Origin of the sequence: Sorangium sp. So ce145 (assembly GCF_051525985.1) — a bacterium.
In the GTDB taxonomy this organism is placed as follows: domain Bacteria; phylum Myxococcota_A; class Polyangia; order Polyangiales; family Polyangiaceae; genus Sorangium; species Sorangium cellulosum_B.
The window spans coordinates 2,343,344-2,356,570 of record NZ_CP150315.1 but is presented as its reverse complement, the minus strand read 5'-3'; the positions used below and the strand labels follow the sequence as shown (position 1 = coordinate 2,356,570).

The 13,227-nt window shown below is 71.9% G+C and carries 13 protein-coding genes; 6 read left to right on the top strand and 7 right to left on the bottom strand.

Annotation, left to right across the window (positions count from 1 at the left end; translation table 11 throughout):
- Nucleotides 1-182 precede the first annotated feature (182 nt).
- The gene (locus tag WMF34_RS08950) at nt 183-1,280 is read left to right on the top strand and encodes a hypothetical protein (RefSeq protein ID WP_157906555.1); all 1,098 of its coding nucleotides are present in this window, start codon (nt 183-185) and stop codon (nt 1,278-1,280) included.
- A gap of 78 nt (nt 1,281-1,358) precedes the next feature.
- On the opposite strand, the gene WMF34_RS08945 is transcribed toward WMF34_RS08950, so the two are convergent.
- Genes WMF34_RS08945 through WMF34_RS08935 form a run of 3 tightly spaced genes read right to left on the bottom strand, consistent with a single transcriptional unit; the run spans nt 1,359 to nt 2,922 of the window.
- Complete coding sequence (locus WMF34_RS08945; protein ID WP_437993011.1) at nt 1,359-1,763, bottom strand: hypothetical protein; 405 nt, start codon at nt 1,761-1,763, stop codon at nt 1,359-1,361.
- Nucleotides 1,764-1,774: 11 nt separating this feature from the next.
- Nucleotides 1,775-2,602 carry a ribonuclease III gene (gene rnc, locus WMF34_RS08940; RefSeq protein ID WP_012234334.1) on the bottom strand — a complete coding sequence of 276 codons (828 nt, stop codon included), beginning with the start codon at nt 2,600-2,602 and terminating at the stop codon, nt 1,775-1,777.
- Between the two features lie 26 nt (nt 2,603-2,628).
- Entirely contained in the window at nt 2,629-2,922 is a 294-nt protein-coding gene (locus tag WMF34_RS08935) for a 4a-hydroxytetrahydrobiopterin dehydratase (protein ID WP_437993010.1), read from the bottom strand.
- A 94-nt stretch (nt 2,923-3,016) separates the two neighbouring features.
- Between WMF34_RS08935 and WMF34_RS08930 the strand changes: the two genes are divergently transcribed.
- Both WMF34_RS08930 and WMF34_RS08925 read left to right on the top strand, forming a co-directional pair.
- A complete protein-coding gene (locus WMF34_RS08930) occupies nt 3,017-3,646 on the top strand; it encodes a hypothetical protein (RefSeq protein WP_231864751.1) in 630 nt (209 codons plus the stop codon).
- 95 nt (nt 3,647-3,741) lie between these two features.
- Nucleotides 3,742-4,548: a hypothetical protein gene (locus WMF34_RS08925; protein ID WP_437993009.1), complete on the top strand. Its 807-nt coding sequence runs from the start codon at nt 3,742-3,744 to the stop codon at nt 4,546-4,548.
- Between the two features lie 85 nt (nt 4,549-4,633).
- Here the strand turns inward: WMF34_RS08925 and WMF34_RS08920 are convergent, their stop codons facing one another.
- The 4 genes from WMF34_RS08920 to WMF34_RS08905 all read right to left on the bottom strand — a co-directional run bounded on the left by WMF34_RS08920 (nt 4,634) and on the right by WMF34_RS08905 (nt 8,941).
- A complete protein-coding gene (locus tag WMF34_RS08920; protein WP_437993008.1) occupies nt 4,634-5,662 on the bottom strand; it encodes a peptidylprolyl isomerase in 1,029 nt (342 codons plus the stop codon).
- A complete protein-coding gene (locus WMF34_RS08915) occupies nt 5,574-6,242 on the bottom strand; it encodes a hypothetical protein (protein WP_437993007.1) in 669 nt (222 codons plus the stop codon). Before WMF34_RS08915 ends, WMF34_RS08920 begins: the two co-directional genes overlap by 89 nt.
- A 146-nt stretch (nt 6,243-6,388) precedes the next feature.
- Nucleotides 6,389-7,783, bottom strand: coding sequence for a metallopeptidase family protein (locus WMF34_RS08910; RefSeq protein WP_437993006.1), 1,395 nt, complete (start codon nt 7,781-7,783; stop codon nt 6,389-6,391).
- Nucleotides 7,784-7,813: 30 nt separating this feature from the next.
- Nucleotides 7,814-8,941, bottom strand: coding sequence for a hypothetical protein (locus WMF34_RS08905; RefSeq protein ID WP_437993005.1), 1,128 nt, complete (start codon nt 8,939-8,941; stop codon nt 7,814-7,816).
- Nucleotides 8,942-9,130: 189 nt separating this feature from the next.
- On the opposite strand from WMF34_RS08905, the gene WMF34_RS08900 reads away from it, so the two are divergent.
- The 3 genes from WMF34_RS08900 to WMF34_RS08890 all read left to right on the top strand — a co-directional run bounded on the left by WMF34_RS08900 (nt 9,131) and on the right by WMF34_RS08890 (nt 12,811).
- Nucleotides 9,131-10,513 carry a sigma-54-dependent transcriptional regulator gene (locus WMF34_RS08900; RefSeq protein ID WP_012234326.1) on the top strand — a complete coding sequence of 461 codons (1,383 nt, stop codon included), beginning with the start codon at nt 9,131-9,133 and terminating at the stop codon, nt 10,511-10,513.
- Nucleotides 10,514-10,865: 352 nt separating this feature from the next.
- Nucleotides 10,866-12,206: an AAA family ATPase gene (locus WMF34_RS08895; protein WP_437993004.1), complete on the top strand. Its 1,341-nt coding sequence runs from the start codon at nt 10,866-10,868 to the stop codon at nt 12,204-12,206.
- Nucleotides 12,203-12,811 carry a hypothetical protein gene (locus tag WMF34_RS08890; protein WP_437993003.1) on the top strand — a complete coding sequence of 203 codons (609 nt, stop codon included), beginning with the start codon at nt 12,203-12,205 and terminating at the stop codon, nt 12,809-12,811. The genes WMF34_RS08895 and WMF34_RS08890 overlap by 4 nt, the downstream gene beginning before the upstream one ends.
- The last annotated feature ends 416 nt before the right edge of the window (nt 12,812-13,227 follow it).

The following is a 13,227-nucleotide window of genomic DNA, read 5'->3' as shown; positions in this document are numbered from 1 at the left end:
TGGCTCGCCAGCGCCGCCTCGACAGATAGCCGGCCCACGCGGTCGCGCGGAAAACGCGAACCGAACGGACGGAGGCCCCTCTGTTCGCTTGACGGCTGTACGAGCGGACACGTAGCCTCCCGCCTCGGAGACACGGAATGCGCGCATCGTGCTGGATCGCTTCGGCTATTGCCCTCGCAGGAGTGGCGTCTTCCTCGCTCGCAGCCGCCGACGTCATGGATCCGGCGCTCGCGCGGCTCGTGCGCGACCCGGAGCCGAGCCTCGGCGGCGCCGCCGTGCCCTGCCGCATCACGGGGCCGGCGGGTGGCCTCTACTACAACCCCGCTTCCCGTTATCAACGCTGCCTGACCGACGACGCCGCGTTCGCCAAGCTCATCGCGCAGTACGGCTTCGCGGTGGCGCCGTCGGCGATGCACTCGGCGCGGACCACGGGTTACGGCGGGTTCGAGATCGGCATCGAGGCCAACTACACGAAGATTGACAGCGACGCCGATTATTGGAAGCAGGGCACGCAGGGGCCGCAGGATCCGACCAGCAAGAACTTCTCCATCGAGAACCGGAGCCCGGACTCCTTCCTGCAGCACTACTCCCTCAAGGTCCGCAAGGGTTTTCCGTTCGGGTTCGAGCTCACCGGCGCCGTCGGGTTCCTGGCCAACACCAGCCTCGTCAGCGCGGGGGCGGACGTCCGCTGGTCGCTGTTCGAGGGGTTCCGCCGGGGGCTCCCCGCGATTCTCCCGGAGCTCGCCGTCGGCGGCAGCGTCCGGAGCGTCACCGGGACGGAGGAGTTCCAGCTGACCGTGGCCGGCGCCGACGCGGTGATCTCGAAGCCCCTGCCGATCGCCGGCACGGTCGTGATCACCCCCTACGCCGGCTACCAGTGGCTCCGGATCTTCGGAGACTCGGGGCTCATCGATCTCACCCCGAACACCGACGCCGTGAACTTCTGCAACTTCCGAGGGGTGAACTCGCCTGCCAACCCGGTGCAGGGGCAGGACGGCAAGCCGCTCCCGCACGACGGCCAGCCGGTGTGCGACGGCGGCTCCCAGGCCGACTTCAACAACACCGTGGTGTTCGACGCCGTGCGCATGAACCGCCACCGGCTCCATTTCGGCGCGCAGCTGCGGTTCCAGATGGTCAAGCTCGGCGCGCACTTCATCACCGACATCGTGAGCCCCGAGGACGCGAACCAGGGCGCGGCGAACGAGATCGACGGCGAGAACAAGTTCGCCGGGCTCGGGTCGCAGTGGACCCTCGGCATCGATCTCGGCGCGATGTTCTGAGACCCGCTGCGCCGGGGACGCTCGCCACGAGCCCCCCGGCGCAGACCCGCTTCGAGCGGACGCGGCTCGCTGCGCTCCTCAGCGCTTCGCGCTCAGATCGGGCAGCGCGTAGCCGAGCTCGGCGAGGAGCGCGCGGAATGCGCGGTCCTCGTTCCGCGCCACGGTGAGGTGCTCCATGAACTTCTTGAAGTTGCCCTGAGCCGCCGCGTCGGCGGCGCGCTCGCTGTTCTCGAGCACGAGCAGGAGGTGCGGGTGCGCCTTGGAGACGGAGCTAGGGCACTCCATCTTGCGCGCCACCAGGGCGCGCGCTTCCGCGAGCGCATGCACCACCATGACGAGCTCCTTGTCATGGGTCCGGGGCAGGAGCATGTCGCCCTCCCTGCGCGCCTCGTCGAGCAGCAGGCTCGCCCTGTCCAGGTAGCTCCCGGCCCAGGCCGGCAGCGCGACGAAGAGCGAGCAGAGCGCGAAAGTGAAAGCAAGCATCAGGTGACGGATCATCGACTGGGTCCTCGGTCGTTCACGGTTTGCTCGGAGGATGCCGCGCCGGATGGCGGGCCCCCCCTGCCCTCGGGCGCACCTCGCAGGGTCTCGGCGGCTGCCCGTCCATCGGATGCGGCGGCCGCGGGCTCCGGCGCGGCGCACGAGAGGAGCGCGGCGCGCGCGGCCGCCTGCTCCGCGAGCTTCTTCGACCGGCCCCGGCCGGTGCCGATGACCTGGCCGTCGACCTCGACGGCGACGAGGAACGCGCGGTCGTGGTCGGGCCCCTCCGTGCCCATCAGGCGGTAGCGCGGCGACGCAGCGCCGCGCGCCTGCACGCGCTCCTGCAGCTCGCTCTTCGCGTCACGCCCGAGCAGGCTGCCGCTCGCGAGCTGCGCGAGCGGGCTCGCGGCGATCTTCCGGCTCAGCGCCCGCGCGCTCTCGAAGCCGCGATCGAGGTACAGGGCCGCGACGAGCGCCTCGGTGGCGTCGGCGAGCACGTTCGTCTGGTCGCGCTCCCCGGCGACCTCCGCGCCGCGCCCGACCCGGAGCGCAGCGCCGAGCTCGATCCCTCGCGCCCACGCCGCCAGCGCGTCCGTGTTGACCAGGGCGGAGCGCATCATCGAGAGCTCCCCCTCCCTCGCCCCCGGAAAGCGCTCCATGAGGAGCTCCGTCACGCACAGGCCGAGCACGGCGTCCCCCAGGAACTCGAGGCGCTGGTTGTCCACGCGCCGGCCGCCTCGCTGCTCGTTCGAGAAGCTCGGATGCGTCAGCGCCTCCTCGAGGTGCGGCAGGTCCCCCTCCAGCCCCAGATCCAGACGTTGCAGCAGCTCGCTCGGGAGCATCCCCTGCACCTTGCCCACGCGCAGCGTCAGCCCGCGCTCAAGCGGTCGGTCAGCTCGGCCAGCTCCAGGTCGAGCGCGGTCAGACCGCCAGCGTCATGCGTGGACCACGCGACCCGCACCTTGCCCCACGACAGCACGATCTCCGGGTGATGATCGCGCCGCTCGGCCAGGAGGGCGACCTTCATCACGAAGCCAACGCCGGTCCCGTAATCCGGAAACGAGTAGCTCCGCTCGATCTGCTCGCCCGCTCGCACCCAGCCCGGGTGAGCAGCGACGAACCCGGCGATCTCATCGTCCGAGAGCCGATCACGCTTGCCCATGGGACGCAACTATGGGCTAAGCCCCGCCCCGGTGGAACCCCGGAATGCGGCCCCGCCCCGCGCGCCGTTCGCCGTGCGCTATCTTCCCGCCTCGATGACCGGGCTTCACGCCTGCCCCTTCTGCCGGGAGATGTTCGAGGCGAAAGAGGCGTCCACGTGCCCCGCCTGCGGCCTCCGGCTGGAGGCGCTCGCGAAGCTTCCCCCCTCGTACGACGCGCTCCAAGAAGAGCCTGACGAGCCGCTCCCGCCGCACATGGAACCGCTCCCGTGGACCTACGCCGGGCGCGGCCGGGGCGCCCTGCTCGCGCTCGCGCTCCTCGGGCTCGCGGCGTTCTTCGCGCCGTGGATCCACGAGACGGCCCCCGAGCTCCGCGACCTCAGCGGCTTCGGGCTCGCGCGACGGCTCGGCTGGATGTGGGCCCCGGCGGTCGCGTTCTTCGTGATGATCCCGCTCGCGCTGACCCGGAGGTCGATCCACAAGATGCGCGGCGCCCGCGTGGCCGTCGCTTTCCTCGCCGCGGTCGCCCTCGTCACCGTCGCGATGCGCCTGATGTTCACGCCGGGCAGCACGCTGCTCCGTCCCGTCCGCTTCACGTGGGGCTACGGGCTCTACGCGACCGGGGCGATCGCGCTGCTCGCGCTGTTCACCGCCGCGTTCTTCGGAGGAAGGATCGACGACCTCCCCACGGGGCAGCGGCGGCGGGGCGACGAGGTGCTGCACTGAGCAGCGCGCGGCAGGTGGCATCTCGGGTCGACAGGCTCGCCCGTGCGACGTAACCTTGATGGGAGTGGCCTTTGTCCGCTGCTCGAAGGTGCGCAATGGCCAAGCGATCTGCCAGCGTACGCCGTGAGCTCTCGCGGGACGACGAGACGTTCGATGTCCCCGCGGCGGTGCTCTGCGCGTGCTGCGGACAGCCCGACTGCGCCGGGTGCTCCGCGGCGAGCGACGAGGGCTCGGGGGTCGTCGCGATCGTCCCGTGGGAGCGCCCGATCGGCGGGGTCTGGTCGCGGCTCTGGGCCACCTCGAGGGCGACCACGCTGGGAGCCGAGACGTTCTTCGCGACGATCCCCGACGGCGCGCTCCCCGCGGCCATGCGCTTCGCCCTGCTGGCGGAGACGCTCGCGATCCTGTCGATGATCGCCGCCCTCCTGCCCCTCATCGCGCTGGCGCTGCCGAGCCTTGCGCTGGAGCTGGCTCGCAACCCGGCCGCACGCGCGAGCGCCCTCCAGTGGCTCGCGATCGGCGTTCCGGCGGTCACCGTGTGGATGGTGCTCGCGCACACCTTGCACGGCGCCGCGCTCGACCTCGGGGCACGGCGCCAGGGCGCGCGGCCAGAGCGCCGGCGCGCGCTCCGCTTCGGGCTCTACGCGTGCGGCTGGGATCTCATGGCCGGCCCGCTCGGCGCGCTGGCCATGCTCATCACGGGCGGCACCAAGGGAGCCGAGCAGGTCCTCTCCGCCTCGCTCCGGGTACCGGGCAAGGCGTCCATGGCGCTGCTCCTGGGCGTCTACGCGCTCCACCCCGACGCGGCGGAGCGCGCTCGACGCGCCGGGAGCATCGCCGCGCTCGCGCTCACCATCGCCTCCGGCTTCGCCGCCATCGCGCTCGCCATCGCCTTCAGCTGACACGCCGTCAGCGCCCTCGGGGGTGTCGCCCTCGGCGGCGCTGCGCCCGCGGGTGTCGAGCGCCCATCCGTGCGCGCCGGCCGACTCAGCGCATGTCGTGACGCGGCACGGGCGACGGCGGAGGCGCGCCCGGACGCCGACCGCTCGCGAGGGTGCCCGGGCGCCTCTTCGGCTGCAGATCCCCCGTCGAGGTGATGTCGATGAGGTCCACGATCTCGGGGGCGTGACCGGAGACGTCCTGCGCTCGCAGGCGATCGAGGAGCTGCTTCACCTGCGCCTCCGCCTTGCCGTGCGCGAGGATCTGACGGATGGACGGCGCCTCCTGCTCGAGCGAGCGGCTCACGGGTTTCCTGCTCTGGCGCCGCCACAGCACAGCAAAGCCATCGCCCTCGGGCACGGGCTCGGGCACGAGCTCCGCGTCTTTCACCCCGGCGGCAGCCGAGAGGAGCCCCGGGTCGACCTTCAGCCCCGGCTCGGACGTGGTGCCATCGGACGCCACGAAGCCGAGATCGCCGCCGCGCATGCTCGTCGCCTTGTCGAGCGATTTCTCGCGGGCGATCTCCTTGAAACGCTGGGGTGACGGGTCCTTCTTCAGCTCGGCCAGGATCGCCTCGGCCTCCCCGCGCGTCGCGACGAGGATGCGCCAGAGCGCCACCATCGCCGGGGAGCTGAACCTGTCGCGGTGGGCCTCGTAATAGGCGCGGACCTCCTCGTCCGTCACCGGGGAGCTCGCCGCCGCCTCCGCCTGGATCCGCTGCAGCAGCGCGGAGCGCAGGACGCCGCGCACGCGATCCTGCACGTCGGCGCGCTCCGTCAGCTTCTGCGCGGCGGCCCCCTGGGCGAGGAGCAGCTCGCGCACGAGGACCTGGTTGACGAAGTTCTTCCGGATCTCTTCCGGGGTACGCCCGAAGGTCTGGAGCTGAAACGGCGGGACCTGCGCGAGCCTGCGCTCGACCTCCGACGCCGTGATCGCCGCGTCGCCGACGCGCGCCACCGGGGCGTCCGCGGCGGCCGCTGGCTGGGCCTCAGCGCGGAGCGACAGGCCGGTCGACGCCGCGCACACGACCGCCATGGCGGCCGCGCCGAGGGGGAGCTTCAGCGTTCTCGCGCGCATCGGAGCGGGTTATCCCCGCGCCGGCAGGCAAGGTCAAGCTGCCCCGCGGCGCGCTGCCTCGGCGGACACGCCCCTCTTCGTCCCCGCGCTCGTCCCCGCGCTCGCCGCCCCGCAGCACCCCGGCCTTCCGCAGCGCGTGCGCGTCGAGCCCGACGAACCGGTACACGTCCGCGGAGAAACCGTAGGCGCGGTGGAGGTGCCTCAGGCCCTCCACGAGCTCGGCGGTCACCTCGACCGGGGGCGGGGGCGGGTACGCCTTGCGGATCGAGGCGAGCGGCTCGCCCAGCGCCAGGAGCTCCTCGACGCGCGACAGCACGTCGATCGGCTTGAGCGCGCGCTTGCCTCGCCGCGCGACCCCCTCGGCCAGCTCGGCGAGCAGGCGCCGGCGCCGGCGCTCGGTACGGCCGTCTCCGGCGCGGCCGCCGCCGCCCAGGAGCAGCTCGTTGAACCGGCGCGCAGCCCGGCGCTTCTCGACCGCATCCGGACTTCCCCGGCGGTTCTGCGCACCGCCACCCCGCTTGGCTGGACGTGGCGCTTTGGTGGACCCGGCCGTGCGGGCCGGCGAGCTCTTCGTCTTCACGATCCTCGGCAAAAGCACAGCGCGCTCGAGGAGCCGGTATTCCCCGGCACATCTTCTTGCTGTCCCGGCAGTATAGACAGCTCATCCTCCCGCTTCGAAGAAAGCGGCGGGCGCACGGTCGCGCTTGCCCCGCGCGGCGCTGGACGTCAGCGCCCGCCTGCGCACCACGCGAGGGCCGTTCCGACGGCCGCGATCAGCCAGGCCGGCCACGTCGCGCGCACGAAGCCGGCGACGTCCGACAGGGCGCCGCGCCGGGCGCGCCGCACCGCCTCGGCGTGGCCCACCCGGCGCAGCTCCTCGCGCGTGATCTGCTCGTGCTCCTCGTCGTCGAGCGGATCGCTGCCAGCCAGATGGTGCAGGTGATGTGTCACCTCGTGGTCGATCGTCTCCTCGATCTCCGCGTCGATGTCGAAGCCGGGATCCTCGCGGGCTTCCGACCGGAACGTCCGATAGAAGATCCTGATCTCCGGAGGATGGGCGATCCCGAGCGCATCCGCGGGTGTCCCGGGCGTGTAGCAGCCGAGCAGCGGCTCGCCTCCGTCGTCGCAGGCCGGCACGCCTGCGTCGATGAAGAGATCGATGTTCCGCACGCCGCGGGCCTCGTAGATGCGCCCCGCCGCGGCGCGGACGCGCGCCTCGAAGCCGTCGAGATCCGGAAAGGCGCTCGAGGCGCTCGCCCGAGCCCTCGCCCCTGGCCTCGTCGGGCGGGGCTCCCCGAGCTCGTCCGTGTCCGCTCCGTCCACTCCAGCAGCGCGCAGCGGGGCGCGCGCGAGCTCCCGATCGAGCGGCACGTCGAGATCGTTGCGGGCGCCGCAGCCCTGGCAGCGGTAGACGGCGAGGAGCCGCGCGGGGTAGCGCGCCTCGTGGTAGAGGTCGACGATCGCCGCCCACGCCTCGTCGGGAGCGCTGGCGAGCGCGTCGGCGATCACCGGCGCGCGGCGCTCGCGGCCGAGCGCCGCGATCCCCATGGCCACCACCAGCGACGGCGTGACGCGCAGGACGCCGTCGTCGGGCAGGCGGAGGAGCGGCATCGCTTCCTCGACGGTGCGCTCGACGAGCCGCACGGCGCGGCAGACGGAGCGACCCACGCGCAGCGCCGGGATCGGGTGCGACACGCCGAAGTCGAACGGGCGATCGAGCTCGGGATCGTCGAGCTCGCCATCGGTGAACGGCCCGATCTCCAGCAGGCCCGACGGGGCGACCTCGAACGGGGCGCTGCAGTTCTCGCAGGTGTAGGCGCCTGGCGCCTCGGGCACGACGCCGGCAGACGCGAGGAGCGCGCGCAGGACATGGGCGTCGGTGAGCGGGAGGCCGAGAGGATCCAGCGGCGCGCCGCGCGCGTCGGCCAGGACCGACGGGCCCGCGAGGACCTGCACGTCGAGCGCGCACCTGCCGAGGGATGCGCGCTCGCCGCCGCGGCCTGCGGGAGCGCCGAAGACGGACGAAGCGCGAGCGCGCGCGGCGGCGTCCGACAGGCGCGCCACGCCGCCGGAGGGGAGGTGGACCTGAGCGGGGAGCAGGCGTCGCGCGGGCGCAGGCATCGCGGCGGCCTATATAGCGGGTGGCTCGCCTCAGGGGTCCTCGGGACGCGGCGGACCGCCAGCGCCCTCGTCGGCCGGAGCGAGCGATCCCCACGGCTCGCGGTCTCGGACGGTCTCGGACGGCTCGCTCGCCGCGCGGCCGACGTCGAGGCCGGCGGCGCTGGCGAGCTCGGCGGCCACCGCCGCGGAGAGCGAGCCTCCGCTGAGCGGTGACGCGCCGGCGACGATCGAGATGGGCGACGGCTCCGAGGAAGGGCGATCCCGGCGGCGGCCGCGCGCGAGCACCGGCGCGCGCTCCCCGTCGCCGGCCGGATCCGGCGCGGCCGCGCCCACGCGATGGACGGTCGCGCGCAGCTGCACGCGCCCGAGCGACAGGCTCGCCGCGCTGGCGGGCGGCACGCTCGACGAGAGCTCCGCGCCCACGGGCACGCCCGTCCCGAAATCGAGGTAGCGGGTGATCGCGAGGGCGTAGATGAGCTTGCGCACGGTCGGCTCCGGCGCGACCCCGGATCGGAGGAGCGCGGCGAGCGTGGGCGTGGAGCTCTCCAGCGCCTCGATCACCGCGAGCTCGCCCTCGCGGAAGCCGAAGCGGCCGGGCTCGAGGGCGGGGTGCAGGCGGAGGGGCACGGCCCCGATCCGCTCCAGGGTCCGCTGGAGGCGCGTCGAGCGCTCGCCGTGATCGCGCAGCCCCGCCCAGAGGAGCGCGAGGGGATCGACCTTCGCGGGATCTCCCCCCCACTCGGCCAGCGCGTCGAGGCCGTCGAAGTAGCGGTACTTCGTCTCCGGGGGCAGATCGAACAGGCGCACCATCCGCCGCACGAACTGGACCTGGGCGAGCCAGTCGATGGTCGCGGCGTCGACGCACCCCGACAGCAGCAGCACGTCCCCCAGGAGGCCCCTTGTCGCGAGCGCCTCGGCCAGGATCTCGGCGGTGATCACCCCCTCTTCGAGCAGGATCTCCCCGAGCCGCGCGTACCCGTCGCTCGGACGGATCTTCACGGGGTTCCCCCGGACGATCCGCAGCGTGTGATCGGCGCCCGTGGGCTCCACCAGGATGAGCGCGCCGGTCAGCCGATGCTCGACGGCATAGACGAAAAGATGAGCGAACGGCGTCCGCTCCAGATCTCCTTCCGCCGTCGCGAGACCGTCGGGAGACATCCTGGGCCAAGCTACCATAGCGCGCGCAAGCCGGATCCTCCTTTCTCCACGCGCGCCGACGTGGAGCGTCGCGGAAGCTGGGCAGGCGTCATTGGTCCCGCGTCCCGCGTCCCGCGTCCCGCTTCCCGCTGCCGCGCTCCGCCGGAGCGCGGGCATCGGCCGCGGCGGTTCCGCGCTACGGTGGCAGACATGCCGCGCGGACATGTGCTGGTGCTCGATGACGAGCGGGCGATCTTGACGACCCTCCAGAAGGCGCTGTCGCTCGAGGGCTACACGGTCGACGTCGCCGGCGGCGTCGGGGTGGCCGAAGAAAAGCTCGCGAAGCGGAGCTACGACATCGCGCTCTTCGACGTCTCGCTGCCCGACGGTGACGGCGTGGAGCTGCTCCAGCGGATACGCGTTTCCGGCTCGGAGCTGCCCGTCGTGATGATGAGCGGCCACGCGACGGTCGACGCCGCCGTCCGCGCGACGCGGCTCGGGGCGATCGACTTCCTGGAGAAGCCGCTCTCGACCGATCGGCTGCTGCTCGTGCTCGAGAACACCCTGCGCCTCGTCCGCGCCGAGGCCGAGGCGAAGGCGCTGCGGACGCAGACCGGCCAGGTCGGCGAGCTCATCGGAGAGAGCCGGGCGATGCTCGACCTGCGCGAGCAGATCGCGCGCGCGGCGAAGGCGACCGCGACGGTCTTCGTGACGGGCGAGCGCGGCACCGGCAAGGAGCTCGTCGCGCGCGCGATCCACGGCGCGTCGAAGCGGGCGCGGGGGCCGCTCGAGAAGATGAACTGCGCCGCGGTCCCGAGCGAGCTCATCGAGAGCGAGATGTTCGGGCACGAGGCCGGCGCGTTCACGGGCGCCACGAAGCAGCGGCGAGGCAAGTTCGAGCGCGCGAGCGGCGGGACGCTGTTCCTCGACGAGGTCGGGGACATGCCGCTCGCGATGCAGGCGAAGCTGCTCAGGGTGCTCCAGGAGCGGGAGATCGAGCGCGTGGGCGGGCACGAGACGATCAAGGTCGACGTGCGCGTGGTGGCCGCGACGAACCGCGACATCGAGGCGGCGTGCCGGGAGGGGCAGTTCCGGCCGGATCTCTACGATCGGCTGAACGTGCTGCCGCTGTCGCTGCCGCCGCTGCGCGCGCGGCGCGAGGACGTGCCGCAGCTCGCGCGGCATTTCCTCGCGCTCGCGACGCAGGCGAACGATAGGCCCGGGATGGCGTTCACGGACGGCGGGATGGGCGTGCTGGTCGCCTACAGCTTTCCGGGGAACGTGCGGGAGCTGCGCAACATCATCGAGCGGCTGGTGATCCTGACGCCCGACGAGACGATCGACGAGGGCGACGTGAAGGTCTGCCTCGGAGGGCAGCAGGCCGCGATGAAGGGCGGGCTCTTCCGGCCGGGGGTGCCGTTCCGGGTGCTCGCGGAAGAGGCGGAGCGGGCGATCCTGGAGGAGGCGCTCGGCCATCACGGAGGGCAGATGGCCGCGACGGCCCGGGGGCTCGGGCTCGAGCGGAGCCACCTGTACAAGAAGTTCAAGGCGCTCGGGCTGCGGGGGGACAAGGGCGAGGCGGAGGACGAATAGGGCGCCGAGGGAGGCGGTCCTTCCGGGGGGCCGCGCCGAGGGGAGGGTCTGCGCGGCGGCCGCGGGTGGGCGCTCGGCCATCCGCCGAGACGGGAGCGCGGAGCTTACGCTGAGAACACCGCCCGGCATGTCTCCCTTCGGGCCATGCCATCTGGGACGTTTCGTCGCGCGCCACACAAGGCGCGCCTGAGACGTGGAGCCTGCTGGGACCTTATGGCACCTCGGTCGGTGCTCGCCGCGCCCACCCGCGGCCGCCGCGCAGACCCTCCCCTCGGCGCTACGGGCGTCGAAGGACGGGCGCACAGGCAGCGCGATGGCCTGGACCGCGGCGGGTGTGGTACGCGGAACCACGATGCTGCGATCGCTGCACGTGGAAGGCGTGGGGCCGGCCGACCGGCTCGACCTGGAGCTCGGCGAGCGGCTCAACGTGCTCACCGGCGACAACGGGCTCGGTAAGAGCTTCGTGCTGGAGGTCGCCTGGTGGGCGCTCACCGGAACGTGGACGGAGCGGCCCGTGCTGCCGCAGCCGGGTAAGGAAGCGAGCGCGCGCATCTCCGGGGAAGCCGAGCCGGGCACCAAGTTCAAGCAGTTCGAAAGCAAGTACGATCGTGTTGCTCAACAGTGGCGCGACAGGTTCGGCCGCGACATGGGCCGAAGCTGGACCAATACTCCTTCCGGGGTGGTCATCTCTTCGTGGGTGCGCGGCCTGGTCCCCGTGCTCCACGTCCGTACGAATGGCGCGTGCTCCGTCTGGGATCCCTGTCGAAATATTCCCTCGATGGGCAGCGCTCTGTACCGGCTCTCGTCATCGCCTTCGCCCGATCCCCAGCCCTATCTCTTCGAGGAAAGACAGCTCTGGGACGGGCTCGTTCACGAGGGCAAACCCGTCTGCAACGGGCTCGTCCAGGACTGGGTGACGTGGCAGCTCGAGGCGGCGGACAACGACGGGGCTCACCCGTTCGAGCTCCTCTGCCGCGTGCTCGATCAGCTTTCTCATCCCGAGGAGACGATGAAGCCCGGCAAGCCGGTGCGGCTCTACCTTGACGACGTGCGCAAGTTCCCGACCGTCGAGCTTCCGTACGGCACGATCCCCATCGTCCACGCGTCCGCCGGGATGAAGCGGATCCTCGCGCTCTCCTACCTCATCGCGTGGTCCTGGTCGGAGCACGTGCAGGCGTCACGCCTGATCGGCTGGCAGCCCTCGGATCGCATCGTCGTGCTGATGGAGGAGCCCGAGACGCACCTGCACCCCAGGTGGCAACGCCACATCGTCCCCGCGCTCCTCGGTGCCCTGAGCGGGCTCTCCCCGTCGATGCGCCCGCAGGTGCTGCTGACGACGCACTCGCCCCTCGTGCTCGCATCGATGGAGCCGCACTTCAAGCCGACCAGGGACAAGCTGTTCGTGTTCGAGCTCGACGGCGCCGACGTGACCGTGCGCGAGCTCCCATGGGCGAAGCGCGGCGATGCGATCGGCTGGCTCACATCGCCGGTGTTCGGCCTGGAGCAGGGGCGCTCGATCGAGGCGGAGCGCGCCATCGAGGCTGCAGAGGCGCTCATGCGCGGCGAGACCGGCGCGCTACCGGAGGGGCTCCGGAGCGAGGAGGAGATCCATCGGGAGCTCGTGCGCCTCTTGCCGGATCAGGATCGCTTCTGGCCGCGCTGGATCGTGCGCCGGGAGCAGGCCGGCGCATGATCCCTTTCGAGCGCCCGCCTGAGCCCGCGGACTTCAACATCAACGTCCGACAACCCGGCCAGCGTTGGCTCGCCAGGGGCGGCGCCAGGAGCACGCCGGGGTACTGGCGCCGCGCTGCGCGCGATCTGCGGGCCGCCTTCAAGGATCTATGCGGCTACACGGCGATGTGGCTCTCGACGCCAGGAACCATCGACCACTTCGTCTCGCGAGATGAAGATCCCAGCCTCGCCTATGAGTGGACCAACTTTCGGTACGCCGCGGCATGGATCAACAGCAGCAAGAGCGCGCTCCGCGCCGATCAGGTCCTGGATCCGTTCGAGGTCGGCGACGGCTGGTTCGAGATCATCCTGCCGTCCTGCCAGATGGTTCTGACCGACCGCTGCCCGCCGGAGGTCCGCGATCGCGCGCAGACGATGCTGAAGCGGCTCAAGCTCGGCGACGGCGAGAACGTCGTCTCGTTCCGGCAGGAGTGGTACCGGATGTACTGCGAGGGTGAGCTCAGCCTGGAGGGCCTTGCGCGGAAGGCGCCCCTCCTTGCGCGCGCGGTACGGAAGCAGGGGGCGCAGCTTCCGGTTCCTCGAGGGCTCCCAGCGGCCTCCCCGTAACCGTTTCCGGTTCACCGAGCGCTCCCAGCTGCCTCCTCCTAACCGTTTCCGGTTCACCGAGGGCTCCCCAGCTGCCTCCTCCTAACCGTTTCCGGTTCACCGAGGGTTCCCCAGCTGCCTCCTCCTAACCGTTTCCGGTTCACCGAGGGTTCCCCAGCTGCCTCCTCCTAACCGTTTCCGGTTCACCGAGGGCCCCCAGCTGCCTCCTCCTAACCGTTTCCGGTTCACCGAGGGCTCCCCAGCTGCCTCCTCCTAACCGTTTCCGGTTCACCGAGGGCTCCCCAGCTGCCTCCTCCTAACCGTTTCCGGTTCACCGAGGGCTTCCTGCTGCTTCCTCACTAACCGTTCCCGGTTCGCCGAAGGCTCTCCGCTGCCTCCTCCTAACCGTTCCCGGTTCGCCGGCGGGGCGGACCCCG

Excerpts from the sequence above, each read along its gene's own strand:
- WMF34_RS08945 (WP_437993011.1), bottom strand. The coding sequence starts at position 1,763 with ATGCTTGCTTTCACTTTCGCGCTCTGCTCGCTCTTCGTCGCGCTGCCG.
- rnc (WP_012234334.1), bottom strand. The coding sequence starts at position 2,602 with ATGCTCCCGAGCGAGCTGCTGCAACGTCTGGATCTGGGGCTGGAGGGG.
- WMF34_RS08935 (WP_437993010.1), bottom strand. The coding sequence starts at position 2,922 with ATGGGCAAGCGTGATCGGCTCTCGGACGATGAGATCGCCGGGTTCGTC.
- WMF34_RS08930 (WP_231864751.1), top strand. The coding sequence starts at position 3,017 with ATGACCGGGCTTCACGCCTGCCCCTTCTGCCGGGAGATGTTCGAGGCG.
- WMF34_RS08925 (WP_437993009.1), top strand. The coding sequence starts at position 3,742 with ATGGCCAAGCGATCTGCCAGCGTACGCCGTGAGCTCTCGCGGGACGAC.
- WMF34_RS08920 (WP_437993008.1), bottom strand. The coding sequence starts at position 5,662 with ATGCGCGCGAGAACGCTGAAGCTCCCCCTCGGCGCGGCCGCCATGGCG.
- WMF34_RS08910 (WP_437993006.1), bottom strand. The coding sequence starts at position 7,783 with ATGCCTGCGCCCGCGCGACGCCTGCTCCCCGCTCAGGTCCACCTCCCC.
- WMF34_RS08905 (WP_437993005.1), bottom strand. The coding sequence starts at position 8,941 with ATGTCTCCCGACGGTCTCGCGACGGCGGAAGGAGATCTGGAGCGGACG.
- WMF34_RS08900 (WP_012234326.1), top strand. The coding sequence starts at position 9,131 with ATGCCGCGCGGACATGTGCTGGTGCTCGATGACGAGCGGGCGATCTTG.
- WMF34_RS08895 (WP_437993004.1), top strand. The coding sequence starts at position 10,866 with ATGCTGCGATCGCTGCACGTGGAAGGCGTGGGGCCGGCCGACCGGCTC.
- WMF34_RS08890 (WP_437993003.1), top strand. The coding sequence starts at position 12,203 with ATGATCCCTTTCGAGCGCCCGCCTGAGCCCGCGGACTTCAACATCAAC.